The following is a 23251-nucleotide window of genomic DNA, read 5'->3' on the forward strand; positions in this document are numbered from 1 at the left end:
TCTCAGATTGAGGGTCGGATTCAAAAGCGCGTGCTCCCTTCGATCGGCACCGCTTTGATAGTCGCGCGGGGGCCCGAAGCAGGAACTGGGCTCGGCACACCCTGCGCCGCCGTCGGCAACTGCGGCGCCTGCATGTCCGGCATTGCCCAGCTGCGTTCCGGTTGCAGGCCGCCCTGGGCGCGGCGCATGAAGTCGTAGCGGTTGAGGGTGATGCTGCGCCCCGCTTCGCTGTCGCGGATGATGTACGGGCGCAGGAACACCATCAGGTTGGTCTTGGTGATCGCCCGGCGTTCGTTGCGAAACAGCGCGCCGATCCCCGGCAGGGTCCCCAGCCATGGCACCGCCTCATTGCTCTGGCTGTAGCCGTCCTGCAGCAAGCCGCCGAGGACCATGATCTGGCCGTCGTCGAGCAGGATGCTGGTGTCGATCGCGCGCTTGTTGGTGACGATCCCCGCCGACGTCGCACTGGCCGACGCGCGTTCGTCGATGCTGCTGACTTCCTGATAGATATCAAGCTTGACCGTGCCGCCCTCGGAAATCTGCGGCCGCACATTCAGCTTCAACCCCACCTCTTCCCGGGTCACGGTCTGGAACGGGTTGTTGCTGGTGCCACCGCCGCCAGTGACGTAGCTGCCGCTGACAAACGGAATGGTCTGGCCGACAAAAATACTCGCCGCTTCGTTATCCAGGGTCAGCAGGTTTGGCGTCGACAGCACGTTGGTGCCGCCCTTGCTCTTCAACGCCCGGGCCAGCACTTTGAGGTCGAGAATCTTGCCGATGCCGGGGATATCGACGGTGCCGTTGACGTAGCCGAGGTTCAAACCCTGCGGCAGCACATCGAGACTGGTCTTGCCGTTGAGATTGATCCCCGAACCGCCAAGGTTGGCCCCGCCGATCACGCCTTTACCACCGAGATTGCCGGTCTGCCATTGCACGCCGAATTCGCTGGCATCGTCCTCGCCGACCTCAACGATCAGGCTCTCGATCACCACTTGCGCGCGGCGCTGGTCGAGTAGATCAATCACCTCGCGCAGATTGCGATACAACGGTTCCGGCGCTGATATCAGCAAAGTGTTGGTGGTCGCGTCAGCCTGAATCGTCACCCCGCCAGCGCTGAACGCAACGTTCTGTTCGCTGGCCTGACTGCCGCCGCTGCCGGTCGAACTGCTGCCCTGGGCGTAACTGCCGCCGGTGCTGCCGGTGCTGGATGTGGTCGAGGTGTTGCCACTGGTTTGCGTGCCGCTCTGCGCGCTCGAACCGCCATTGTTATTGCCGTTGCTGCCCATGGCGCTGAGCACCGAGCGCGCACTGTCGCTGGTGCCGCTGTCGCTCTCGCCAGTCAACAGCCCGCGCAAGGCCTGCGCCAGTTTCGCCGCTTGCGCGTTACGCAAATAAACCACGTGCAGGTTGCTCGGATTGCTCTGCGCGTTGTCGAGTTTGTAGATCAGGTTGCGCGCCAGCTCGGTGCGCTCGGGGCTGCCGGCGCGGATGATGATGGTGTTGGAACGCGGGTCGCCGATCACCGCGATTTTCTGCGTCGGGTCATTGCCCGGCGCGTCGAGCAGATCCGCGACCATCGGCGCGATGTCGGCGGCGATGCCGTTCTGGATCTGCACCACGTCGGTGTCGATCGCACTCGGGGTGTCGATGGTCTGGATCAACTGGGCGACGCGCGTGAGGTTCTCGGCGTAATCGGTGACGACGATGGTGTTGTTGCCGGGGTAGGCATTGATCGGATTGTTCGGCGACACGATCGGGCGCAACACCGGAATCAGGTTCACCGCGTTCTCGTATTGCAGGCGAAAGGTGCGGGTGAGCATGCCATTGCCGGCCGGTTTGTCCGGGCTGTAGATCGGCCCGCCGAGCAGTTTCGCGTCGGCCTCCGGCACCACCTGCGCGACGCCACCGACATCGACCACGCTGAAACCCTGCATGCGCAACGCCGCGAGCAGCATGTCGTAGGCCTGGCGCGCCGGCACCTGACCTTCCGAGACCAGCGTCAGGCTGCCCTTGACCCGAGGGTCGACCAGAAACTGCTGGCCGGTGGAACGCGACAACGCGCGCACCACCGCTTGAATATCGGCATCGACAAAATTCAGCGTCACCGGCTGATCGCCCAGCGGATTGCTCGGCAGTGTGCTGCCACGTGGGGCGCCGCCACTGCGTGCACGTTCGGTGATGTTGTGCATCTGCCGTGGTTGCGGCGCGGTTTGAGCCTGGGCGCGCTGCCGATCGAGCAGCGCGTCACCGCTGCGTTGGGTGTTGGCCAATGGGCGGCCGAGTTCGCTGTCCACCAGCAACGGCGGCTGGTTCGGCGGCGTGGTGGTGTTGCTGCACGCGCTCAACGCCATCAGCAGCATCGGCAACGCCATGCGCGCCGGTTTGGATCCTGACCCCTTCATGAAGCTTCCTTAGCGCCCAGCGCCTGATCCATGCGAACGGTGCCTGACAATGTGCCGGCAGTGACTTCGGTCGAAGCGTTGTCGGCGCGTTGCAGACGGGCCTCGACCACTTGCAGAGAAAGCTGTGCCGGGGTGCTCAACAGCCAGTCGAGCACTGCATCGGCCGGCGCCGCGTCGAACGTCAATTGCCACGCGCCGGCCTCTCCGGCCTGAAATTGATAGTGTCCGGCCAGACCGGCAGCCAGTAGCGTCTGCTCAAGCGACTGCTCGATGCTTTGCCCCGGCGGACGTACGCTGACCTCGCGCAACAGCACTTCAAGCGCTTCGGTCTGCGCGCGCAGCTTCGGCGTTTCGCTTTGCCAGTAAGTGATTTTTTTCAGCGGTGGTTGAATCAATGCGACCCACACCAACAGCGACAGCAGCACCACCACCATGCCGCCGACCATACGTTTTTCGCGCAGGGCCAGCGCTTGCCAGCGCGCCTGAAGTTGCGCGCTGAAACGCTGCCAACGGGCGCGATAAACCGCGAGCGATGCCTTATTCATCTTCTGCTCCGCTGTCGTCAGCGCTTTCATCGGGGGTGGTAACTTCGTCGCTCGGTCGCAACAGCCAGCCTTCATCGTCAGCCGTCGCACTGATCCCGACCTGGGCCAATGCGGCTTGCCAATCCTTGTCCTTGTCATTGGCGCTGCGCCGGGCATCGGCCAGCAGACTCAACTGCAAGCTGCCGTCGACAAACGTCAGGCGCTCGACTGTGCCGGCCATGAACGGCATGCCACTGCCGGCCTGCAACACCAGCCGATTGAACGGCTGCGCCGGGTCCTCCGCCGCGCCCTTCTGCCGCGCCGCCAATTGCTGACGCGCCTGTTGCAACGGATTGAGGATCACCGGCAACTCGGGAAAGGCCTGCTTCACCCGCAGCGCCATCTGCGCCTTGAGCTGCTGACCCTGACTGGCTTCGCCGGCGGCATACAGGTTCAAGCCGATCACCCACACCGCCACCGCCAATGCGCAAAGCCCCAGCGCCCGGCCCCAACCGCGATGCTCGCCGCGCTGCTGTTGCACCGCACCCTGCAGGCCCCAACCGGGCAACGGCCCGGCCCAGCGTTGCGCCTCGGCCATCGGCAATTGCGCATCCGGCGGCGGTGCAGAACCGATCCAGTGCAGCGGCGTCCCGCAGCTCAGCAGCCAATCGCCAATCTCCTCGTCGAACAACGGCTGCACCCGCGCCACCTGCACGCTTTCGCGCAGCAACAAATGGCCGTCCTGCCGACAGGCCACCGTGCCCGGCAGCACCGGCAAGCGGTACGCCGCCGGGTACAAGCCGCGCAGATTCAGACCGGCCTGTTTCAGCAGTTGCCCCAGATGCTGCAAACGCTGACGCGGCGCCCAGGCGATCTGCACCTGCCCCGCTTCATCCCGCGAACTGTGGGCGATGTGCATGTCGTTGCAGTCACCGAGCATCAAGGCCTGCGCCGCGCATTGCACCGCCGCTGCGGTCTTGTTTGCCGGCAATGGCGGCAGATCGATGCTCGCCAGCAGGCTGTCTGCCGGGTGCAGAAAAGCGCTCAGCGCTGGCTGCTTCGGTAGCTGCCCCAGTTGAGTAAAGGTCAGACGCTGCTCACGAATGACCTGCCCCTGCCGGTCCAGCCACGCACAGTCCATTTCACTGTCGAGACTCAACTGCGCCAGTGGCGGCAAACTCACACGCAACTGACTCATACGCCCACCCGCGACCAGATCACCTGCGGCAGACGATCCTCACTGCGGTGCAGCAACGCATCGAGACTGACTCGGCGCTGATCACGCCGCGCCTCGCCGCGCAGACGAAACCAGTCGCTGGTGATGCCGACCTTGACGCTGGTCAGCTCCAGATTGGGCATGCGCAAGCGGTTGACGAAATCGCCACGGTTGATGAACCAGCGCCCGGCATCGCGCTCGTTGATCAGCGCCTGCGCGCGCTCCAGCGACAACCCCGGCACGTACGCGGCCAACACCGGCGCGGTGGCGGTATTGCCATTGAGCCAAGTGGTCGCCGGAATCACCGTCAGGTACGGCGCCAGTTTGCCGATGACCGCCTCATTCACGCCCTCGACGCTGCGCAAATCATCGACACTGCGCAGCATCGGCAACTTCGGATTCTGTGGCTTGCGCGAAGCATTCGGCGACGTGGCACGGCCACTGTCAAAGCCGTTTTTGCTCGCGGTGTTTTCGGCAATCTGCGGATTCAACAGATACGGATAAGAGCCGATCACCCGCTGACTGATGCGCTGACTCAACCCGGCGCTGATACCGATCAACTCGCAAAGCCGCTGAAACGCCTGCACCTGAGCCTCATCGACACGCTCGTTGGCCACCAGATTGCGCAGGTTGAACTTGCCCTGCTCATCCTCCAGCCGACCCTCGAAACCTTGTGCATTCAAGCGCTGCGCCCACGGCTGATCGAGCCGGGTCAGCGGATCACGCTGCCGCGCATCCCAGAGCAACTGCCGGCTGATCTCCAGCCCACCGTGCAACAACCAGCGCCCCTGCACCCGCTGCTGATCCGCCTCCAGCGCGCGGGTCGAAACGCTCTGCCGGGTCAACATCCCCGCCGCAATCACCGCGACCACCGCCGCAATCAACAGCGCACTGATGATCGCCATCCCCTGCTGGTTCGATTGGCTGTTCATCACCGGCCTTACAGCTGCCAGGAACCGATATCGGCATTCACGCCGTCGCCGTCAGGCTGACCGTCGGCACCGAGGGAAAAGATATCGATCTCGCCATTCGCGCCGGGGTTGAGGTACTGATAAGGACGACCCCACGGGTCATTCGGCAAACGCTCCAGGTACGAACGCCAGTTGCTATTCTTCGCATCCGCCGGCCGCTCCACCAGCACTTTCAAACCCTGACTCTGGCTCGGATAAGTACCGTGATCGAGGCGATACAACTTCAGCGCCTGCATCAAACCACCAATATCCTGCTTGGCCGCCGTGGCCCGCGCCTGATCCGGCCGATCCAGCACCTTGGGCACCACCATCGCCGCCAGAATCCCGAGAATCACCACCACCACCATGATCTCGATCAGGGTAAAACCCTGCTGCCCACGGGGCATCCGACTCGGTCGTCCGGGCTGTTTGAACTGCGCGATATCCATCTCGACATTCCCTTGGCTTGATTCGATTCGACGCGCAGTGTTGCAAGAAGATATGTCAGGGATGTTGAAAATCCTCGGGAGTTTTCGTCGTCAAGCCGTCAAGGACGCGGGTTAGGGTCGAGGGCTGTGGTTTGGTTTTGGGCCATTTATGCCTACGCGCTTCCGAGAAAGCGGATTCACCCTGATTGAAGTGCTGGTGGCGCTTGCGATCATTGCCGTGGCGATGTCCGCGGCTGTGCGCGTGGCGGGGTTGATGACGCAGAGCAGCGGGATTTTGCGGGATCGCTCGGTGGCGATGATTGCGGCGCAGACGCGCATGGCGGAGCTGCAACTGGAGGGTCGATTGCCGATAGGAGTAAAGGCGCAGGACTGTGATCAAGGACGCCTGCTATTGCGCTGCGAACAAGCCATCGCCACGGCTGAAAATGGCCGATTACTCAAAGTCGGCATACAGGTTTTCAACCGCAACCAAGACGCCCTGCCCCTAGCCCGCCTGGAAACTCTACTGAACCGCCCCCTGTAGGAGCTGCCGAAGGCTGCGATCTTTTGACTTTGATCTTTTACAACCAAAATCAAAAGATCGTCCGATCACGGCCCGAGCCTCCGGCAGCTCCTACACAAACATCTCAGGCAGCCAAAACAACGCATGCCCCACACGATATCCGCAATCAGCATAAAACCCTGTGGGAGCGAGCCTGCTCGCGAAGGCGCCAGAATGAACACCCGATCAATAACCAAGTGTCCCCGACACCTACATCACCCCGGCAACTGCAAATTATCCAAAGCCCGATTCACCGCCAACTCCCCGAGCATAATCAACTGCGCAATCCCCGCCAGCGCGTGACGCTGCGACACCGGCAACAAACTGGCAATGTTCTGCGCGAGAGTTTTGGCCGACGCGAGCGTTTCACTGGCATCGACCAGCAGTTCTTCGGTTTTATTGTCCGCCGTCACGGCATACATCCCACGGGTTTTACGTGGCGGTGGCGTGGAACCGGGCGGACAGAGGTAATGGTCGAGCGCGCGGTCGGCGGCTTCGTGGAGTTTTTTGGAATCGATGGATTCGTAGGGGGAAACCGACGCGGTTTCGGTCGGGTTGGGTGTTGGTTTGATCATGGTGAAGCTCCTTGAGAAATGGAGCCGTCAGCCATCGCTGCTAAACGAAAAGGTGGCGGCTTTACGCGGGTTAGCAGACCAGGCTCAAGGATCCCGGCGCACCGAAGTGCCCCACGCAAAGCCACCATAACGTTATGGCGGAACCTGCGTGCCTTGAAAATTGGCGAGCTGCTAAACCCGGTCACTGAACATTCAGCGACCGAACCACAATAGAACCCGCCCCCAAGGCGCACAAGCCGGCGGATTCTGGCGTAGCTGTAGGCAAAGGCGCAAGGATATGTAGCCTGGGAGAGTGTTTTGAGATGTCTTTTTAAACGTTGGTGTTTATCAAAATATCATTCCACCACTTGGCCCTAAATAGACCCGACCCTTATCCCTGCCGCCCGCTGTCGCGGGTCAGGTCTATTGCGACTTTAATGGCTGTCGAAAACGGGAAGTAATGCAGGTAGTATGCAGCGGCCTTGTGCCACTATCATCAAGGCCACGCTACACCTTTGATAGAGCTGTCCTACACCCCTACTTCTCCCCGCGAACCAGGAACGGTGACACGCAATGGATGCAAGCATTCAGAAGATCGAACTCTACGGCCACGCCCTCGACACACCGCAGAGCAAGCTTGATACAAACCTGGTCAGGCAAGCATTCTCAACGATTGCCTCGACATGGTCGCGGAAAATCAATGGCGGCTTCTACGACCTGTTTTCCGACCTGGATAACCTCTACGAAGATGGTGACGATCTAGCACACGAGATCCGCATCCAGGCAATTGGTCAAAGTATCAAACTCACCGTGGCCCACGGGATCTACGATATCGACGAAGAACGTTTCTATGACGCCTTCATGGAGCGCTACGACTCATGGGATGAAGACTTCGGCATACTGGCCGAGCAATACGAGGCCATCGTCGAGCGCTCTGCCGAGATGGATGCGCATCGCACCAATCGCCGCCGTGGCCGCCGCCAATGGGTAGGCTACGGTTCAGAGAAAGCGGTATACGATGCCGACGCGAAAAACCTGATGTCCAATATTGGTCATGGTGTATTCAACCTGATGGCCAAAGGGGTCAGCGCACTCGGCAACTCATTCAAGAAAGACGAGATTTTCAAGAGCCCGGCAACGGTCAAGGCTTTTGCAGACGGTGCCAGCAATATCGTCAATGCGGCCTACCTCGCGACGCTCGACGCCATCAATGCCGACTCACCCGGAAAGTTGCATGGGTACTCGAAGGACGAGATCAGAAAGTCGCAAGCGATTACCGAAAATATTGAAAAAGGCCTGATCCCTGACGAAGCCGTGCTGCCGTCGGCGATCAAGGCGATTACTGTTTATCCCTACAACGAGCGCATCTATCCGATCCTGCTGCGCAAGTTCGGTGCTGATCAAGGGCGGCTGGATAATGTTGTGGAGTTCTTCGGAATGGGAGGCCTGCTCAAGGAAAAGCAAGCGCTGATCCAGGAGCAATTTCGCCAGTGCGATCTCAGCACGGTGGAAAGTTTCAATGCCAGCCGTCCGGACATCGAGCGCTATGCGCAATTCATCTGTTATGAAAGTTTCGACGAACACTGTCAGCGAGTGATCGAGAAAATCGTGGCGCGCGAGACTCAGGCAAGTTCGCCATCTGCCATTACCTCCGCACTACCGGGGGCCGCGAAACACAGCGCCAGCGGGTTGACCGTGGCGACGGCCGCACAGGGTTTCAGGTCCAATGCCGACCACAAGTTCTATGCGGCGCCGGACTTGCCCGCGAAGAAGATCTTGGCATTCGAATCCAAAAACGCGCTGAACATTGCCAAGGACGAGGTGGTGTTCTACTTCGACGACACGGTGTTCGGTTCCGGCGACAAGGGCGTATTGGTTGATCTTGAGCGCGTATATGCATACTTGCCATTCAAAGAGTCGCACCGTGTGACACTTGCTGATATCACCGACGTTACCATTAGCGGTCTAATGAATAAAAAGCTGACGATTGCCAAGCGTGATGGAACCAAGGTGGATGTGCCACTGACCCAAAGCAACAAGGGCGCAACCAGCCTGTACGAGGCCATTCTTAAGCTAGTGCGGTTGAGAGGGGTGGCGGGAAACTGATTTGTCAGGTCTGCCGAAGTTCAAGGTCGGTGACATACCGAGCGTGATGTCGCAAGCAGCAATAAACTGACCCGCAACCGTACGCCGAGTATCCAAAGTTTTTGGCGAGCTACAAATCAGCTGGAGGAACTGCTAAATGAAGATCCCGATCCTCCTGCTGCTCGCGTTGTATTGCACGGCTACAAGCTTGGCGTTTGCAGGTGGCCCGCAAGCGACAAACGACAACCATGGGCCAGCAGGCATCGCCGTCGATGAGCCCTTGGTGTCGGCCAGGTCCAAACTGATCAAACAAGGATGGAAGCCAACCCGGATACACACCAGCGATAACTATGAATACAGTGGTGTCGAGCGCGAGCTGGCTGCACGCAATTTCCTGGAACTCGATACCTGCTCTTTTGATAGCTCGCGCTGCATCCTATTCTATTCCAAGAAAGGCGCCTGCTTACGTGTCGACACCATTGGTCAGCAGCTCAAAGACATGACGGTTACGCGATGGACCGATGAATGTCCGGATGCATCTCCAGAACCCAATAAAGACGACGCGAGTCAAGCAAAAAAAGGGGCTGACTTATTTTCGCCCCCCCCTCCTTCGGAGATTTATATGAGGTCAGAGCAAATGAAAAAGAACCGAATTTTAACCATGGATAATATAACTGAGCGCAAACATTAAATAACACCTGCACTCTCTCGACGAAGGCGCTTGCGACTGTGTATACAACTGAGGCAGGAGGGGCCAATTTGGAAAACCTTGACAAATATGCGGAGCAGTTTGATTCGATTTATCCAAACTATTCAGACGCACGCTATTCAGAAATTTTAGCATTGGTGGCCAGATATGACTCAAATACGGCATCCAAGGTATTAACCAGCGATTCACTCAAGCAAGTTTTGGAAATAATTTTACCTTTAATTGCAATTAAAAATTACAAGTCTCAAATTCCGTTTCCAGAAGATGTAATTTCCGCGATCGAGGCTATCCTTAACGTCAGAAAGGTCACTATAGACGCATCTGATCGATTTAAGAATTTAGAACAATTTTTCAATACGCTCGTGGCTACACAAGGCTTTCAGTTACCGACAATTTCAGCAGTATTTCATTTTTGCCACCCAGATTACTTTCCGATTGTAGATAGAAATGTCCAAGCGGCTTGCAAAGCGCTGATCGATCAAAATCCAGAGTTGACTGGATATGAATATCCAGAGCTTCCTGCGCCAGGAACCTCCGCCGCGAACAAATTAAAAAAATATCGGCAATTCATTCAGGTAATTGACAAGTTACTGGATTCGAACCTAGAAAATCAGAAAATTAATGACTATAGAAGCTTGGATAAAGCACTCATGGTTTTGGGGGCTATAGAACTTAAAAATAAAACAAAGAGGACGAACAAAAGGAACCAAACGAAGGGGACTGATCTATCTTCTGAAAAATAAATCTACCCCCTTTTTTCTTCGCTTTTGAGAATTTTTCGCAATAGTTTTAAACTGATAAAGGATTTCTCCGATGTGGATAAAGTTACTGAAAATATGGAATAAACCTTATCAGTGGTTTGAGTCTTTTGTTAAACCCGGCGACGATCTAGGTGTCAGAGGCTTGTATCGAATTTTTGTTTTTGCTTTAGTGGTGGTTTTGTCGATTTTTATAATCGATATTGGTTTAACTGCATATACATATAAATCTGAAGAGCCTAATCACGGTATTTTCGGCGATTTTTTTGGTGGCATTGCTAATCCTTTTTTGACTTTTCTAACTTTTATGGGTCTGCTTTTAACGATAGTGGTTCAGAAAGTAGAGTTGAGAGATTCTAGAGAGGAAATGCGGCGCTCAGCAGATGCATTGAGTGAGCAAGTAGACGCTTTCAGGAAACAAAGCTTTGAGGTAACTTTCCTCAAAATGCTTGAAATACATTCTACTCTAACTCAATCTATTGACTTGGTTTTAGTTAAGGCAAATAAAACAGTCACCGGCTCGGACTGCATGGAGCGATTTCACTCCAGACTAAAAACAAAATATCGAGGCAGGTTTAGAGATGGCGGAAAGGAGTTTTACATTACTACACTTGAAGGCTTTGATGAACTTAAACTTATGTATGCTGATTTTTGGGATCCGACTAGGAAAAACTTACACAGTTGGCATGAAAGCCTATCTGTCATTCTAGGTTACATACAGTCCGAATCAAATTCGGTCGAACCTTATCTATCAATGGTTTCCGCCCAACTTTCTGAATACGAAAAAATACTTGTCTTCTATCATGTCGCTCTTCATGGCGAAAGTCGTTTAAGAGCATTGGTTCTAGAGCTTGGCTTCCTAAGAAACTTACCGGCAGATCTACTACTACATAGAAGCCACATGAATTTGGTGCCTACAGTAAGCTTCTTATAATCTCGCTAGGCACGGATATTAAAAAAAGGGGGCTGATTTATTATCTGAAAATAAATCAGCCCCCTTTAAGCCTCCCTTTTTTCGTCAAAAAAATTCGTCCCGGTCAACCTCCGGCGCTATGTACTGAAAGCTGTAGCTACCCAAGCTACCTGCCTGTACACCTTCTGTAGTTTTGGATAGAGCCTGCTGAAAGCCATCATCATCAGTACTGCTTAGCTTCAGCTCAAACAATGCCTGCTCAAGCAGTTTTTCAAGGGCTTGTGGAGAATTGGCTTCGACTGTAATGGTAGCCTTGCCAGGTTTTATTATCTTCATGCTCATATTCCTTTCACCTTCATAGGTACGGATGTTTTCCATTTCTGACAAAAAGGTACGGATTTATTTTTCACTACCCCTCTTTTTCCTATTTTTCCCTTTCATTTCGATAAAGAAAATTCGTGCTAGCGGCGATCAAAAGGTAGAATTCGCGGGACGAGGAAACTTGGCTCGCAGTTTATCCGCGAACGCCTTCAGTTGCGGACTAGTCTCGCCAACTTGTGCCCATGCAACATCGATTGACTTGATAGAAGCTTGAAAAACCGAAACGGACCATTCTTCAATGACTTCTGCCTCTTCCCCTTTAAAATTTGGTTTTTCAACCCAGCCCTCCTCAGTCAAAAAATAGATAGTACTATATTTATCGAGCGACATTTAAAACCTCTACTTAATGAGCATTTCCCAATTTTTTAAACAACAAGAAAGTGAAACTTTTTGCTACTACACCCAATGAGCACATTTGGTACGAAACTCTAATTATTTTTTTACTTACGAAGTTCTTCCTTCAGACCCTCAATTTGAGCTAGTAGACTTTCGTTTTCTTTAATCAGAAAGCTTTTCGATGGACTCTCAGGATTATGATAAGAAGGAATAGCGTACAGCAATTCCAGCTCATCTTTGTAGGGCATCAAAGGCTGATAAAGCTGATAGAAAGCGCGACCTACTGCACCTCTGAACAATTCAAGCATTGGTTTTTTTGCACCAACAGAAAGAATATGGTCAGTAGCAATACCTGGATATGGGTCAATGTATATGATTTTTGTAATACCCAATTGATAAGCTTTTTTTGCACAAAGCTCACATGGACTTGCGGTAGTAAACAAGACACCACCTATAAGTTCTTGTCCACCGTATTTTGCGATTTGCAAAAAAGCATTCTCTTCTGCATGTAGCGACCTTGTATGAACCTGATTCTTTTCACCTTCAATTTCATTTTGTATAGCTTTGAAGCAAAACGGGATATTTCGTTTCTGAGTGGCGCCAGCCTTTATCAAATCAAAATACTTGTCACTTAGTGCTTTACGAAACACATTATCATTCTTCTCATACTCGCTATAATCAGAACCATTAACCCCACTCAATAAGTCTTCAGCGCTCCTCAACAAACATGGAGTCTGCCCCTGAGGAGTACTATTCCAACCAACGCTTTTTACACTGTAACTTATATCAGTTATTACAGCCCCCACTTGCCGCGATATACACCCAGAACTTTGCTTTACTGTGTAAGCTATTTGCATACAATTTTCGACTGATGTTGGCATCACTAAGCCAGGATGCATCATAAGTGCCAGATACCATGCTAGCTGACTCACCAAATCATTTTGATTAAACTCACTAGCCTTTGAGTTATGGACATGAACATCCGCAATCTCAATGCAAGCCTGAATATTTTGTGCGATAAACTTATTTGCCCCAGAAATCTTCCCCGGATATTCCTTATTATCGAGATCTGATATTTCTTTGATTGAAAGTTTTCTATACTCTTGCAAGCTACTCAATCTTTTTGAGTTTGATGTATTTACCGATATAAGGTAGAAATTTGCGTACCTTCTTTTTAAAAAAAATGCCTCATACGGATTTCTAATGGCATCTATAACAATCCTACATGGCATTCCTTTTGCCGTCGTGGATTTACGAACAAGCTTAATTAGAAAATTCAAGTGCTTGGGGAAATTAAATAGCTTACCAGCGTCAAACACACTTATATTCGCGACCCCTGAAGATCTAATATTGTCTCCTGACTCTTGGTAGAGCTTGGTGAAAATCGCGCCCCCCCAATTTATCCTTTAAACTCTCAGTAGCAAGCGGCAAAGTTGAAAAGTAAAGTTCAATCCACGAATCAACCTCGTGAGGATCAACTTTCCCATTGAATGAGTTAAGCCTAAGAATCTCTTCTCGAACCTCATTTGACTCATCATAAATCGCTGCTGCGGTTTCTTGCGAAATCCCGGCACCAGAAACCCCAGCCAAATGCAATATAAATGAATCCCTTTCCAAAAGTAACAAATGGTATGTAATTAACGATCGCACCTCGACCCTAAAAAAGGGAGTCCACTTATTACCTTTTAGATATTTATGAATTATTTTATGCTTTTTTAATTCATTCTCTGTAAGTCCTTCATAACCTTCCACAGGGAATTCGAAGTTTGCTCCGCCCAATTTGCTGGCAGCTGTAGAGCAACCTGAGCCGGTACGCCCCGTAAGACCGATTATCAGAAAATTATTTGCCTCATTATAAACTCCGCTTATTGCCTCACCGGTCTTCGTGGACATTCCTTCTTCCTTCAATTCAATCATCTATTAACAAAAATGTGGAAAACACGTTATTCCCTTACAATGTAGCCGTTTTTTTGGCGAGCGTTGTCACGGTGCAGGCAAAACCGAGCCCTTGTTAAACGGATGTGATCTGTAGCCCTACCTCTGGCGATCCCTTGATTCCATGTGCACTTCACGTAGCTTGCTCGGTTCCTCTGCACCAGAGGTATGAACTATTACTTCAGTAGCTACTATCCAACCTGAAACAGCAAAATAACCACCTTCACTCCGAACCATTCACGGCCTCACCAACCTAGGCATCCCCACCCCCTCCCACAACCTCTCCACCCCCAACCTCACCCTCTCCCCCCCCTGCTCAATCACCACCCCGTCCCCCTCCACCGCCACCAACTTCACCCCAAGCCCCACCCTCTCCCCCTGCAAAAAACTCCTCGGCGGGCCATCGTTCAAACTCAAAATCGCCACCGCTCCCCGACTCCCCGCCATCACCCCGCTCACCTTGATGTCCACCGGCGCCGTTTGGTTGGAAAACCACTGCAACGCCGGGCTATCGCTGCGTGCCGCGAGCATTTGCGGGGGCGCTGGTGGGGTGTGGGATTCGGCGGAGGTCAGGAGCAGCGACGACCAGGTCGCGACGCCAATCAGGGCGGCGAGCAGTGCGAGGGCCTGGACGGTTTGCGGGGGGGAAATGCGGGTGGTGAGCATCATGGGCTGAATCTCCTTTTAGTCCCTGCTGACAGGCTACGCGGCAATTCTCACGGTTTTATTTCACACGTCTTACATGTTGGCCGTGCAGGATGTTTTTTTGGGACGGGGCAGGACGCAACGGAGCGCGCAACCGATGAATGTGGGCAAGCAACGGGGCTTTACGCTGATTGAGCTGATGGTGGTGCTGGTGATCATCGGGATTGCCAGTGCGGCGATCAGTCTGAGTATCAAGCCGGATCCGCTGCAGTTGCTGCGCAAGGACGCCGAGCGGGTGGCGCAGTTGCTGCAGGTGGCGCAGGCGGAGGCCCGCGCCGATGGCCGGCCGATTGTGTGGGTGAGTGATGGCAAGGGCTTTCGCTTCAGTCGGCGCGGTGACAGTGGTCGGGGGTTTGAGCATTTCAAGGATGACCCGCAGTTGCGGCCGCGCACCTGGCAGAGTCCGAAGCTGGAGGTGCGGGTGGAGCCGAAGCAGAAGGTTGTACTTAACGCCGAGTGGATCAATCCGCCGCTGCAATTGACCTTGTCTGATGGGCTCAATCGGCTGAGTGTGCTGCGTGATGCCAGTGGAAGGATCAGTGTGCAATGAACGATCAACGGGGCTTTACCCTGATCGAGGTGATGGTCGCTATTTTGCTGATGGCGGTGGTCAGTCTGATCGCCTGGCGCGGGCTGGACAGTGTGACGCGGGCCGACGGTCATTTGCAGGCGAGCAGTGAGCAGAGTGACAGTTTGTTGCGGGCGTTGAATCAGTTGCAGCGTGATGTGGAGATGCGTGCGGGCGTGGAGTTGAGTGAGCCGAAGAAGGTTGGCGTGGATGATGAGCCGCCGAGTGCGCCGCCTGCGTTGACGGTGCGGAGCAGTGACAGCAAGGGGTTTCGGCTGGATATTATTCGCAGTGCTGCGGATCAGCCTGGGGCTTTGCAGCGGGTGCGTTGGTGGGTCAAAGGGGATACGTTGTATCGGGCGGTGGCTGAGGCGCGGAGTCGGTATCCGTTGCCGGCGCCGGGGGCTGGGGTGGCGGTGTTGGATGGGGTGAGTGATGTGCAGGTGCGGGTTTGGGAGGTGGATAAGGGGTGGCGGCAGTTGAGTGGGAATCGGCGGGAGGATCCGTTGGGGTTGGAGGTGCGGTTGACGCGGGAGACGGCGCAGGGGGTGGAGCGGTATCGGCAGGTGATGGGGCCGCTGCAATAATCTGAATCACTGCAAAAACTGTGGGAGCGGGCTTGCTCGCGAATGCGGTGGGTCAGTTGATGATGATTTGGCTGAGTGGACGCCTTCGCGAGCAAGCCCGCTCCCACAGTTGGATTGGGTTTGGTCAGTTGGGAATGGTTGGCTTGTGAGCTGTCATCGCTGGTAGGTCAGCTCTCACAAGCCGGTAGATATTGGTCGGCTGTCGGGCCGTCATCGCGAGCGGGCTCACTCCTACAAGTGGATGGTATGCAGTCTGAGAGAGATGAGTTGGCTGGAAGGCCGCCTTCGCGAGCAGGCTCGCTCCCACAGTTGGATTGGGTTTGGTCAGTTGGAGGGGGGTTGGCTGTTAGGGCGTCATCGCTGGCAAGCCAGCTCCCACAGGGGGTGGTGGGGTTGGTGGGGTTGGGTTAGCTGAGGACGACGACGCCGCCGGGGAGTTCGGTGCATTTGACGCCGTAGGCGTCGCGGATCAGCAGGGCGACGCCGGCGAGTTGGTCGAGGCTGAAGCGGGCCTGGACGCGGCGTTGGCCGAGGTCGCGGTTGAGCAGCAGCAACATGCCGGGGCGGTAGCGGTTGATCTCGTCGATCATCTGGCTGAGGGTTGCGCCGTTGAATACCAGTACCTGTTGGCGCCAGTTCATTACTGCGGCTGTGTCGACGCTTTGTACGCTGCCGACTTGCCGTGCGTCGTAGGTCACTTGCTGGCCCGGTTCCAGGCGCAGGCTGCGACCATCGACATTGACGTCCACCGAACCATCGAGGCACGTCACGCACACTTGCTGATCGGTGTTACGCAGGTTGAACCGCGCCTGACTCGCCCGCAACCACCCTCCTCCGGCCTGCATCGCCAATGGCAGCCGCGCGGTCTGCACTTCGACTTCGCCGCTGACCAGTTCGAATCCCTGCACGCCATCATCGCCAGAGCGTTGGTTGATGCGGGTCTGGGTGTTGAGTTCCAGGCGCACGCCGTCGGCCGGTTCGAAACGCTTCTGCTGACCGACTTCGGTGATGTAATCGGCGCCGAGCCCTTCAAAGCCACCCGGAATCGTCCCGCGCACCAGCAGGAACGCCGCCGATGCGGCAATCGCTCCACCGAGAAAAGCCCGGCGACCGAAGCGCCGTGGCGATTGCAGCATTTCAGCGGCAGGCTGCAGGTTGTGCCACAACACCTTGGCCTGCTCGAAAGCCTGGGCATGTTCGGCGCTCTGCGCGCACCACTGGCGTAACGCGCGGGCGTCGGCCACGGTGGCGCGGCCGGAGGTCAGCAGGACCAACCAGTCGTGGGCTTCGCTGTGCAGATTGTCGGCCGCCGATGGCTTGGCAGGTGTCAGTCGAAAGATGTTCAAACGCGCAGATTCTCAACGAATTGATCGGGCACTATTCAGATGACGGTTTTCCGGCCCCGCGACCGAACCGCTGAAACACTTTTCTTTCCAGTTTCGCCGCGCAGAAACCCAATGCGGCTTTGATTTCCTTTTCGACCATGCGCGTGGAGATGCCGAAGCGCTGGGAGATTTCCAGGTGCGGCGCCTCCTCCAGCCGCGCGGCGATGAAGATTCTGCGACGCCGCGCGGGCAGCTCGTAGAGGGCGCTGAGCAGCGACTGGATTTCCTTTTGCCCACCGACCACCCGCGCCGGATCCAGCGCCTCGTCGCCGATCTGCAGCATCTCTTCGACTTCCTCGCCGGTGAGCAGGCGCGCATCGGCCTGACGACGGTCGGCGGCGATGTTCAGGGCCATGCGATAGAGGTAGGCGTTGGGCCGCAGCAGGTTCGGCGGCGTTTCCATGCGGTCGACCCGCAGGTAGGTTTCGTGCAGCACGTCGTTGGCCAGGTCTTCCGAGCCGAGACGGCGGCGCAAGCGCACCCGAAAGTCCTCGTAGGACGTCAGGAACAGCTGGACCATCGAACCTTGTCCGGTGTCTTTCATCCCCCGGAAACTCCTTCCCATTTGGTGCATTCCATGCGTTTCCCTGACGACTCCGGTAACAACAGCAACGTGACCGGCTGACGCAACGCGCTGGGCGTCGGCCGGTCGATCCTGAGATTGCGAAAGCTCTCCACCAGCGCGGTATCACGCCGTACATCACCGGTGGTGGTGACCAACCGGTTGTGCTGCACCACGCCGTCGCGCCCGACCCAGACCTGCAACACCGCGCGATAACTACCCGGACGAGTCAGTGGCGAACGGCACAGGTTGCGCTCGATCGCGGCTTGCACGGCGGTGGCGTAGCTGCGACTGACAGCGGCGCTGGCCGGCGTGGACTTTTCCAGGGCCGATGGCACGTCTTCGACCTGCGCCACTTGCAGGGTGAACGCGTCGTCGCGGGCATAACGCGCCATCAGACCGCTGCCGCCGAGCAAGCGGCGCAAGGCGTCGGCAGCGGTGTATTCGCCATCGACTGCCAACGAGCGCCGACCGCGACTCAACTGGCTGTCGACCAGCACCGCCACCCCGGTGGCATGGCTGTACTGATCCAGCGCCCGGGCCAAGTCCTGCGCCGGGATGTGCAGCGTCATGCGCAAGTCGGCCGGCACCGGCTCGGCTGTCGCAGCGCCGCTGAACCAGCCAAGCAGCAGCCCCAGACTCACCCGGCGCACGAGAGTCGCTGAACGCTGAAGACCGTCCCTGGAACTGCCTCGCTGCACGGCTGACGTACCCCTGAAAACCGTCATCCTGATGGCTGTTTATGAATCTGGTGTGACGGGCGGTGCAAAAAAACCATCACGGGATTCGCGCGAGGCTTGCACTAGACTGCATTCAGAGAACGGCCGCTTCGGGCCGGCCAGGAGGCTTGCATGAAAACACTGTGGAAATTCGCCCTCGGCGGGCTGCTGCTGAGCGCCTTCGCCAGCGCCCACGCCGAGCAGCCGCTGGGCTGTGTGGAGGTGACGGTGGGTGGCTACAAGGCGCCGAATTATGATTGTCTGAGTCAGCAGATGGGCAACAATCCCGAAGGCGCTGCCGCAGCGCAGAAGAATCAGGAAGCGCTGAATGTGCCGGTGAACAAGCGGCCACCGAATCAAGTTGGCCTCGCAATCCCGGCCGCAACTGGAACACGCATGGGCAACACCTTCGGCACCTCAGTCAAACCACAACGCCCACCCGCCAATAACGGAACATCCCCATTAACCAATAAATGAATCAAACACCTGAGGCTAAGAAACTCACACACCTAGAGGAAGGGGAAACACACCTGTGGCGAGGGGATTTATTCCCGATCGGCTGCGCAGCAGTCGTCAATCCCGCTGACTCGGTTTATCTGACGGACCCGCGTCGGATTGTTTTGGGCCTGCTGCGCAGGCCATCGGGGATAAATCCCCTCACCACAAGGAATACCTCAATCACTAGAAATACCCCAATTACAGGGTATGCACGTCAATCGCTCGGGGTCTGGCGGAAGCTTACTGCAAGGCGATTCCAGCTATTGATGGTGGTCACGGCCATGGTCAGATCCACCAGTTCAGCCTCACTGAATTGCGCTTTGGCCATCTGGTAAACATCATCCGGCACATGACTCTCGGCCAACAACGTCACCGCCTCGGCCCAGGCCAACGCAGCGCGCTCACGCGGATTGAAAAAGCCGCTGTCGCGCCACACCGCGATCGCATACAAACGCCGATCACTCTCCCCGGCCCGCCGCGCGTCCACCGAGTGCATGTCGGTGCAGAACGCGCAGCCGTTGAGCTGCGAAGCGCGGATCCTGATCAGTTGCAACAGCGGCGCCTCGATGCTCAGGTCGCTGGTCAGCGCCTCCATGGCGATCATCGCTTTCATCGCCTTGGGCGATGCGTTGTAGTAGTCCAGACGCGGGGACATGGGCAGGTCTCGGGAAGCGGAATGATGAGTTCACGGTAAGCGCAGAGCTGCCGGCGTTACAGCCCCAATTCCACGGAATATCGCTACACCACTGCCGCCCGCCAAACACGCAACCTTGTAGGAGTGAGCCTGCTCGCGATAGTGGTCATTCAGTCACCGCCATGTTGGATGTGCCGACGTCATCGCGAGCAGGCTCACTCCTACAAGGGGGACGGTGACCAATTTCGGGTTTTTGTGCTGCGCAACTACTGCCATTCACCCAACAGCGGTAATCTGGCCGACACTTCAATCGCCCCCCGGAGCCGCGTCGGTATGGAACTTCACGTCGTGATCAATGGCCGCAAGGACCTCGCCGGCCAGCTATACAACCAGTTGCGCGGCGCCATCGAGTCCGGGCGCCTGGCCGCCGGCACGCAGTTGCCGCCCAGCCGTCTGCTGGCCGAGCAACTGGGGATCTCACGCAAGACCATTTCCGACACCTACGCGCAGCTGACTTACGAAAACTTTCTCACCGGGGTGATCGGCAAAGGCACCTACGTCAACGCCCGCCCGGCGCAGATTCAGCGCAAGCAAAGCCACACCGAACTGGCGAGCGCCGAGGTGATCGAGCGTTGGCGCAACCTGCCGGTGTTCTTGCGCCACCCGTCGCTGGAAGGTTCGTTGCGCTATGACTTCATCGGCGGCGCCACCAGCAAGGGCCAGTTCCCGCATGACGACTGGCGCCGCTGCGTGTCGCACGCGATGCGCCAGATGGCCGGCTCCAAAGGCTTCTACAGCGTGCCCGAAGGCCTGCCGGCGCTGCGCAATGCGATTGCCCGGCACATCGCGTTTTCGCGCGGGATCAACTGCCAGGACGAAGACATCGTGGTGTGCAACGGCGCGCAACAGGCGCTGGACCTGATCACCCGCGTGCTGATCAGCCCCGGCAGCCGGGTGGCGATGGAGGATCCGGGGTATCCGCCCGCGCGCCTGCTGTTCGGCACCCACGGCGCCGAGGTGGTCGGCGTGCCAGTGGATGCCGAAGGCATTGTGGTCGAGCAAATTCCCGAGGGTACGCGGATGATTTACGTCACCCCGTCGCACCAGTTCCCGCTGGGCATGCCGATGAGCCAGGCGCGCCGCGAAGCCTTGCTGGCCAGGGCTTATGAGCTGGGCGCGATCATCATCGAGGACGACTATGACAGCGAATTCCGCTACGAAGGGCGGCCTACGGACTCTCTGTTCAGCCTTGATCAGCGCGGCATCGTGGCCTACGTCGGCACCTTCTCCAAGACCCTGCTGCCGGAGCTGCGCCTGGGTTACGCGATCTTGCCGCCGGCGATTCTCGAAGCAGTGATCCGCGCCAAACAGCTCACCGACCTGCACGCCTCGACCCTGCCGCAATGGGCGTTGGCCAAGTTTATCGCCGAAGGTTGCCTGCTCAAGCACATCCGCCGCTGTCACACGATTTATGCCCAGCGCCGCGAGCGGATTCTGGCGCGCATGGCCACGGATCTGGCGCCGTGGCTGGAGGCGATACCGCCCAGTGCCGGGTTCCACATGGCAGTACTGTGCAAGGTGCCGATCGACCTGCCGCTGGTGATCGAACTGGCGAAAAAAGTCGAGGTCGGGCTGTATTCCATCGATGGATTCCATTACCGGCAACCGGTGAAGAGCGGCCTGTACTTCGGCTTCGGTGCCATTGAAACCCTCGACATCGACACCGCTCTGGATCGCCTGCGCGACATTCTGCAACAAGTGGCGTGAATGATTGGTCTGGGCGATTAACCGCCGATTGGTTATTGGTGATCAGCAGGTGCAGGCCTATTCTGCACTGGCGTTATCCCTCAATGAGCAGGATTCGTCCGGCCTGATTCAGGAGTGTGAGCAATGTCCAACGAAGTGATCAACACCGTTCAGGTGCGCGCCGCCGCCGGGCGTTCGGAAGAGCTCGGCCGGCAGTTGCAGAAGATCGTCGACACCTTGCGCCAGACACCGGGCTGCGACGCCTACATGGTCGACCGCTGCCCCGAGGACAGCCAGCGCTGGACGGTGAGTGCACGCTGGCAGTCGGAAGCGGCAATGCAGGCGCACTTCAACCGGCCCGAGGCGCAGGGGTTTATCGACCTGATTGATAGCCGCTTGGCAAATAGTGTGGATTTCAACAGTTTCCCGATCGTCTGATCTGCCCCCTTCGCGAGCAAGCCCGCTCCCACATTGGAATGCGATCAACTGTGGGAGCGGGCTTGCTCGCGAAGACGTATTCAGCTGCACCGCCGAACGACTGATTGGTCACCCGATCTTCCCGAATATTGGCCGTTTGAATACCCCACCCCGCAGACTACTGTGGTCACCACCCCCTCCCACAGGTGATCCACCATGAAAGCCCTGCACCTCTTCACCGCCGTTCTCGCCCTGTCCATGTCTGCCGCCGCCCTGGCTCACGACCCGTCGGAAAAAGTCACCGTCCTGCAAGACCAGATGCTGAAGAACGCCCCCGGCAAGAAAGCCATGATGATCGAAGTCGACTACAAACCCGGCCAGTCCTCGATCGCCCACAAACACGACGGCACCGCCATGGCCTACGTGCTCGAAGGCGAAGTGATTTCCCAGGTCAAGGGCGAACAGCCGATCACCTACAAGAAAGGCCAGTTCTGGTACGAACCGGCCGGCTCCGAACATCTGGTGTCGAAAAACGCCAGCAACAGCAAACCGGCGAAGTTGCTGGTGTTCATGGTGTTGGCCCCGGACGAGCAAGTACTGATCCCCTTGAAAAACTGATGGTTGTTGGCACAGCCATAAATAAAAAGGCGCAAAACACTGTTTTGCGCCTTTTTATTTCCCGAGGCAATTAACCGATTCGCCTTAAAGCCAATAAAACTAATGCATCGCCACAACTCGAAAAATTGTCAGCTTATTTACAGGTTGGCGGGTTTAGTCTGAATCAACTGTCGTGCGCCCGTCACCCACAGCCGCGACAACGCTGACTTTCCGACTGAAGTTGCTTCACGGGAGACTCATCATGAAACTTGCTTTTGCCAGTACCTTGGCGATATCGGTTTTAGCCTTGTCCGCCTGTTCCGTACCCACCGCGCCGAAAGCGGTGTCGTCCCTCGATACCCTGTTCACCCAACCGGTCGGCCGCAGCAGCGCCGCCCAGGTGCAAAGCGGTCCCGGCGTGTCACTGGGCGTGGTCTACAGCCCGAGCACCCAAACCAACCGCGAATATCTGCGCGACTATCAGGCCAACGCCGGCACCGGTTTCGGCCAGAGCCTGCTGGTGCAGCCGATCCACGACGCCTACGTCAACACCTCGAAACCGGACATGGCCGTGGACTGGGTCAAGGCCTCGCTGCAACGGCAGTTCGGCTCGGTCACGGTGTACCCGGACATGCAGAGCCTGCGCGCGGCGCACCCCGATGTGGTGGCGATCGTCGACACCCACAGCCAGTTGATCACTTCGCGCAGCTCCGACATCAAGGCCGATGTCAGTGCGGATTTCTATGATGCGAAGTTGAATTACATCGGCACGGCGAAAGGTTCGGAGGCCAAAGAACTGACACCGGTTTGGGCGGACTTCAAGCGTTCGGAAGAGATAGTCGCGGATATTAATCAACAGCAGGATGTGCAAGTTCGGGCGTTGCAGAAGTTTGATCAGTCGCTGAGTAATTTATTGACCAGGCCGACAGATAAAGTGTCGATGCTGGATAACAAACAAGCACATAAGTTGTATTGAAAGTAAGGCCCTCATCGCTGGCAAGCCAGCTCCCACAGGGATCTGCGGTGAGCACAAATTCTGTGAGCACCCGAGAAACCTGTGGGAGCTGGCTTGCCAGCGAT

Annotated in this window: 27 protein-coding genes; 12 read left to right on the plus strand and 15 right to left on the minus strand. The window is 56.6% G+C overall.

Features of this window, described 5'->3' with window-relative positions; translation table 11 throughout:
- Positions 1 to 20: 20 nt before the first annotated feature.
- Genes gspD through gspG form a run of 5 tightly spaced genes read right to left on the minus strand, consistent with a single transcriptional unit; the run spans position 21 to position 5541 of the window.
- Entirely contained in the window at positions 21 to 2402 is a 2382-nt protein-coding gene (gene gspD, locus HDC30_RS01765; RefSeq protein ID WP_096797231.1) for a type II secretion system secretin GspD, read from the minus strand.
- Positions 2399 to 2947 carry a type II secretion system protein GspM gene (gspM, locus tag HDC30_RS01770; protein WP_183780292.1) on the minus strand — a complete coding sequence of 183 codons (549 nt, stop codon included), beginning with the start codon at positions 2945 to 2947 and terminating at the stop codon, positions 2399 to 2401. Before gspM ends, gspD begins: the two co-directional genes overlap by 4 nt.
- Positions 2940 to 4124 (minus strand): type II secretion system protein GspL, encoded by a 1185-nt coding sequence (gspL, locus tag HDC30_RS01775; RefSeq protein ID WP_183780295.1) that lies wholly within the window; start codon positions 4122 to 4124, stop codon positions 2940 to 2942. Before gspL ends, gspM begins: the two co-directional genes overlap by 8 nt.
- A complete protein-coding gene (gspK, locus tag HDC30_RS01780; protein ID WP_183780298.1) occupies positions 4121 to 5074 on the minus strand; it encodes a type II secretion system minor pseudopilin GspK in 954 nt (317 codons plus the stop codon). Before gspK ends, gspL begins: the two co-directional genes overlap by 4 nt.
- Before the next feature lie 8 nt (positions 5075 to 5082).
- Positions 5083 to 5541, minus strand: coding sequence for a type II secretion system major pseudopilin GspG (gspG, locus tag HDC30_RS01785; protein ID WP_027613117.1), 459 nt, complete (start codon positions 5539 to 5541; stop codon positions 5083 to 5085).
- A gap of 148 nt (positions 5542 to 5689) precedes the next feature.
- On the opposite strand from gspG, the gene gspI reads away from it, so the two are divergent.
- Entirely contained in the window at positions 5690 to 6064 is a 375-nt protein-coding gene (gene gspI, locus HDC30_RS01790) for a type II secretion system minor pseudopilin GspI (RefSeq protein ID WP_183780302.1), read from the plus strand.
- A 233-nt stretch (positions 6065 to 6297) separates the two neighbouring features.
- Here the strand turns inward: gspI and HDC30_RS01795 are convergent, their stop codons facing one another.
- Positions 6298 to 6657, minus strand: coding sequence for a DUF6124 family protein (locus HDC30_RS01795; protein ID WP_183780305.1), 360 nt, complete (start codon positions 6655 to 6657; stop codon positions 6298 to 6300).
- Positions 6658 to 7209: 552 nt separating this feature from the next.
- Here HDC30_RS01795 and HDC30_RS01800 point away from each other — a divergent pair.
- From HDC30_RS01800 to HDC30_RS01815, 4 genes are all read left to right on the plus strand, one after another.
- Positions 7210 to 8742: a hypothetical protein gene (locus tag HDC30_RS01800; protein ID WP_183780308.1), complete on the plus strand. Its 1533-nt coding sequence runs from the start codon at positions 7210 to 7212 to the stop codon at positions 8740 to 8742.
- Between the two features lie 136 nt (positions 8743 to 8878).
- Complete coding sequence (locus tag HDC30_RS01805) at positions 8879 to 9412, plus strand: hypothetical protein (protein WP_260319860.1); 534 nt, start codon at positions 8879 to 8881, stop codon at positions 9410 to 9412.
- Between the two features lie 68 nt (positions 9413 to 9480).
- Positions 9481 to 10173, plus strand: a complete 693-nt coding sequence (locus HDC30_RS01810; RefSeq protein WP_183780311.1) for a hypothetical protein — start codon at positions 9481 to 9483, stop codon at positions 10171 to 10173.
- Between the two features lie 70 nt (positions 10174 to 10243).
- Complete coding sequence (locus tag HDC30_RS01815) at positions 10244 to 11122, plus strand: putative phage abortive infection protein (RefSeq protein ID WP_183780314.1); 879 nt, start codon at positions 10244 to 10246, stop codon at positions 11120 to 11122.
- Positions 11123 to 11206: 84 nt separating this feature from the next.
- Here the strand turns inward: HDC30_RS01815 and HDC30_RS01820 are convergent, their stop codons facing one another.
- The 5 genes from HDC30_RS01820 to HDC30_RS01835 form a co-directional block, all read right to left on the minus strand.
- Complete coding sequence (locus tag HDC30_RS01820; protein WP_183780317.1) at positions 11207 to 11437, minus strand: hypothetical protein; 231 nt, start codon at positions 11435 to 11437, stop codon at positions 11207 to 11209.
- A 135-nt stretch (positions 11438 to 11572) separates the two neighbouring features.
- Complete coding sequence (locus HDC30_RS01825) at positions 11573 to 11812, minus strand: hypothetical protein (protein WP_166497304.1); 240 nt, start codon at positions 11810 to 11812, stop codon at positions 11573 to 11575.
- A 110-nt stretch (positions 11813 to 11922) separates the two neighbouring features.
- On the minus strand, positions 11923 to 13137 hold the full coding sequence (locus tag HDC30_RS29295; protein ID WP_311658593.1) for a hypothetical protein: 1215 nt from the start codon (positions 13135 to 13137) through the stop codon (positions 11923 to 11925).
- Between the two features lie 25 nt (positions 13138 to 13162).
- The gene (locus tag HDC30_RS29025; RefSeq protein WP_260319861.1) at positions 13163 to 13711 is read right to left on the minus strand and encodes a hypothetical protein; all 549 of its coding nucleotides are present in this window, start codon (positions 13709 to 13711) and stop codon (positions 13163 to 13165) included.
- Positions 13712 to 13990: 279 nt separating this feature from the next.
- Entirely contained in the window at positions 13991 to 14422 is a 432-nt protein-coding gene (locus tag HDC30_RS01835) for a type II secretion system protein N (protein ID WP_183780320.1), read from the minus strand.
- Between the two features lie 133 nt (positions 14423 to 14555).
- Between HDC30_RS01835 and gspH the strand changes: the two genes are divergently transcribed.
- Complete coding sequence (gene gspH / locus HDC30_RS01840) at positions 14556 to 15008, plus strand: type II secretion system minor pseudopilin GspH (protein ID WP_183780324.1); 453 nt, start codon at positions 14556 to 14558, stop codon at positions 15006 to 15008.
- Positions 15005 to 15613: a prepilin-type N-terminal cleavage/methylation domain-containing protein gene (locus HDC30_RS01845; RefSeq protein ID WP_183780327.1), complete on the plus strand. Its 609-nt coding sequence runs from the start codon at positions 15005 to 15007 to the stop codon at positions 15611 to 15613. The genes gspH and HDC30_RS01845 overlap by 4 nt, the downstream gene beginning before the upstream one ends.
- A 407-nt stretch (positions 15614 to 16020) precedes the next feature.
- Here the strand turns inward: HDC30_RS01845 and HDC30_RS01850 are convergent, their stop codons facing one another.
- From HDC30_RS01850 to HDC30_RS01860, 3 genes are read right to left on the minus strand one after another with little or no spacing between them, the layout of a single operon-like run.
- Complete coding sequence (locus tag HDC30_RS01850; protein ID WP_183780330.1) at positions 16021 to 16959, minus strand: FecR family protein; 939 nt, start codon at positions 16957 to 16959, stop codon at positions 16021 to 16023.
- Positions 16960 to 16990: 31 nt separating this feature from the next.
- A complete protein-coding gene (locus HDC30_RS01855) occupies positions 16991 to 17542 on the minus strand; it encodes an RNA polymerase sigma factor (RefSeq protein ID WP_183780332.1) in 552 nt (183 codons plus the stop codon).
- Entirely contained in the window at positions 17539 to 18204 is a 666-nt protein-coding gene (locus HDC30_RS01860) for a secretin and TonB N-terminal domain-containing protein (RefSeq protein WP_256584967.1), read from the minus strand. Before HDC30_RS01860 ends, HDC30_RS01855 begins: the two co-directional genes overlap by 4 nt.
- A gap of 207 nt (positions 18205 to 18411) precedes the next feature.
- Between HDC30_RS01860 and HDC30_RS01865 the strand changes: the two genes are divergently transcribed.
- Positions 18412 to 18756 carry a hypothetical protein gene (locus HDC30_RS01865; RefSeq protein ID WP_183780335.1) on the plus strand — a complete coding sequence of 115 codons (345 nt, stop codon included), beginning with the start codon at positions 18412 to 18414 and terminating at the stop codon, positions 18754 to 18756.
- Between the two features lie 235 nt (positions 18757 to 18991).
- On the opposite strand, the gene HDC30_RS01870 is transcribed toward HDC30_RS01865, so the two are convergent.
- Complete coding sequence (locus HDC30_RS01870) at positions 18992 to 19432, minus strand: carboxymuconolactone decarboxylase family protein (protein ID WP_098964254.1); 441 nt, start codon at positions 19430 to 19432, stop codon at positions 18992 to 18994.
- Between the two features lie 312 nt (positions 19433 to 19744).
- Here HDC30_RS01870 and HDC30_RS01875 point away from each other — a divergent pair, with 312 nt between their 5' ends.
- The 4 genes from HDC30_RS01875 (at position 19745) to HDC30_RS01890 (ending at position 23147) form a co-directional block, all read left to right on the plus strand.
- Positions 19745 to 21178 carry a PLP-dependent aminotransferase family protein gene (locus HDC30_RS01875; RefSeq protein ID WP_150368720.1) on the plus strand — a complete coding sequence of 478 codons (1434 nt, stop codon included), beginning with the start codon at positions 19745 to 19747 and terminating at the stop codon, positions 21176 to 21178.
- Between the two features lie 123 nt (positions 21179 to 21301).
- Positions 21302 to 21595: a putative quinol monooxygenase gene (locus tag HDC30_RS01880; RefSeq protein ID WP_003225668.1), complete on the plus strand. Its 294-nt coding sequence runs from the start codon at positions 21302 to 21304 to the stop codon at positions 21593 to 21595.
- 195 nt (positions 21596 to 21790) lie between these two features.
- Entirely contained in the window at positions 21791 to 22192 is a 402-nt protein-coding gene (locus HDC30_RS01885; protein ID WP_115989607.1) for a cupin domain-containing protein, read from the plus strand.
- Positions 22193 to 22433: 241 nt separating this feature from the next.
- Complete coding sequence (locus HDC30_RS01890; RefSeq protein WP_183780338.1) at positions 22434 to 23147, plus strand: ATPase; 714 nt, start codon at positions 22434 to 22436, stop codon at positions 23145 to 23147.
- Positions 23148 to 23251: the final 104 nt, after the last annotated feature.

The organism is Pseudomonas sp. JAI115, from assembly GCF_014200835.1.
In the GTDB taxonomy this organism is placed as follows: domain Bacteria; phylum Pseudomonadota; class Gammaproteobacteria; order Pseudomonadales; family Pseudomonadaceae; genus Aquipseudomonas; species Aquipseudomonas putida_A.

Bases quoted from the DNA above. Each gene is read 5' to 3' on its own strand.
- HDC30_RS01855 (WP_183780332.1), bottom strand. From the start codon at position 17,542: ATGAAAGACACCGGACAAGGTTCGATGGTCCAGCTGTTCCTGACGTCC.
- gspK (WP_183780298.1), bottom strand. From the start codon at position 5,074: ATGAACAGCCAATCGAACCAGCAGGGGATGGCGATCATCAGTGCGCTG.
- HDC30_RS01815 (WP_183780314.1), top strand. From the start codon at position 10,244: ATGTGGATAAAGTTACTGAAAATATGGAATAAACCTTATCAGTGGTTT.
- HDC30_RS01870 (WP_098964254.1), bottom strand. From the start codon at position 19,432: ATGTCCCCGCGTCTGGACTACTACAACGCATCGCCCAAGGCGATGAAA.
- gspM (WP_183780292.1), bottom strand. From the start codon at position 2,947: ATGAATAAGGCATCGCTCGCGGTTTATCGCGCCCGTTGGCAGCGTTTC.
- HDC30_RS01825 (WP_166497304.1), bottom strand. From the start codon at position 11,812: ATGTCGCTCGATAAATATAGTACTATCTATTTTTTGACTGAGGAGGGC.
- HDC30_RS01880 (WP_003225668.1), top strand. From the start codon at position 21,302: ATGTCCAACGAAGTGATCAACACCGTTCAGGTGCGCGCCGCCGCCGGG.
- gspH (WP_183780324.1), top strand. From the start codon at position 14,556: ATGAATGTGGGCAAGCAACGGGGCTTTACGCTGATTGAGCTGATGGTG.
- HDC30_RS01795 (WP_183780305.1), bottom strand. From the start codon at position 6,657: ATGATCAAACCAACACCCAACCCGACCGAAACCGCGTCGGTTTCCCCC.
- gspG (WP_027613117.1), bottom strand. From the start codon at position 5,541: ATGGATATCGCGCAGTTCAAACAGCCCGGACGACCGAGTCGGATGCCC.
- HDC30_RS01800 (WP_183780308.1), top strand. From the start codon at position 7,210: ATGGATGCAAGCATTCAGAAGATCGAACTCTACGGCCACGCCCTCGAC.
- gspI (WP_183780302.1), top strand. From the start codon at position 5,690: ATGCCTACGCGCTTCCGAGAAAGCGGATTCACCCTGATTGAAGTGCTG.
- HDC30_RS01835 (WP_183780320.1), bottom strand. From the start codon at position 14,422: ATGATGCTCACCACCCGCATTTCCCCCCCGCAAACCGTCCAGGCCCTC.
- HDC30_RS01820 (WP_183780317.1), bottom strand. From the start codon at position 11,437: ATGAAGATAATAAAACCTGGCAAGGCTACCATTACAGTCGAAGCCAAT.
- HDC30_RS01865 (WP_183780335.1), top strand. From the start codon at position 18,412: ATGAAAACACTGTGGAAATTCGCCCTCGGCGGGCTGCTGCTGAGCGCC.
- HDC30_RS01890 (WP_183780338.1), top strand. From the start codon at position 22,434: ATGAAACTTGCTTTTGCCAGTACCTTGGCGATATCGGTTTTAGCCTTG.
- HDC30_RS01805 (WP_260319860.1), top strand. From the start codon at position 8,879: ATGAAGATCCCGATCCTCCTGCTGCTCGCGTTGTATTGCACGGCTACA.
- gspL (WP_183780295.1), bottom strand. From the start codon at position 4,124: ATGAGTCAGTTGCGTGTGAGTTTGCCGCCACTGGCGCAGTTGAGTCTC.
- HDC30_RS29025 (WP_260319861.1), bottom strand. From the start codon at position 13,711: ATGTCCACGAAGACCGGTGAGGCAATAAGCGGAGTTTATAATGAGGCA.
- HDC30_RS01885 (WP_115989607.1), top strand. From the start codon at position 21,791: ATGAAAGCCCTGCACCTCTTCACCGCCGTTCTCGCCCTGTCCATGTCT.
- HDC30_RS01875 (WP_150368720.1), top strand. From the start codon at position 19,745: ATGGAACTTCACGTCGTGATCAATGGCCGCAAGGACCTCGCCGGCCAG.
- gspD (WP_096797231.1), bottom strand. From the start codon at position 2,402: ATGAAGGGGTCAGGATCCAAACCGGCGCGCATGGCGTTGCCGATGCTG.
- HDC30_RS01845 (WP_183780327.1), top strand. From the start codon at position 15,005: ATGAACGATCAACGGGGCTTTACCCTGATCGAGGTGATGGTCGCTATT.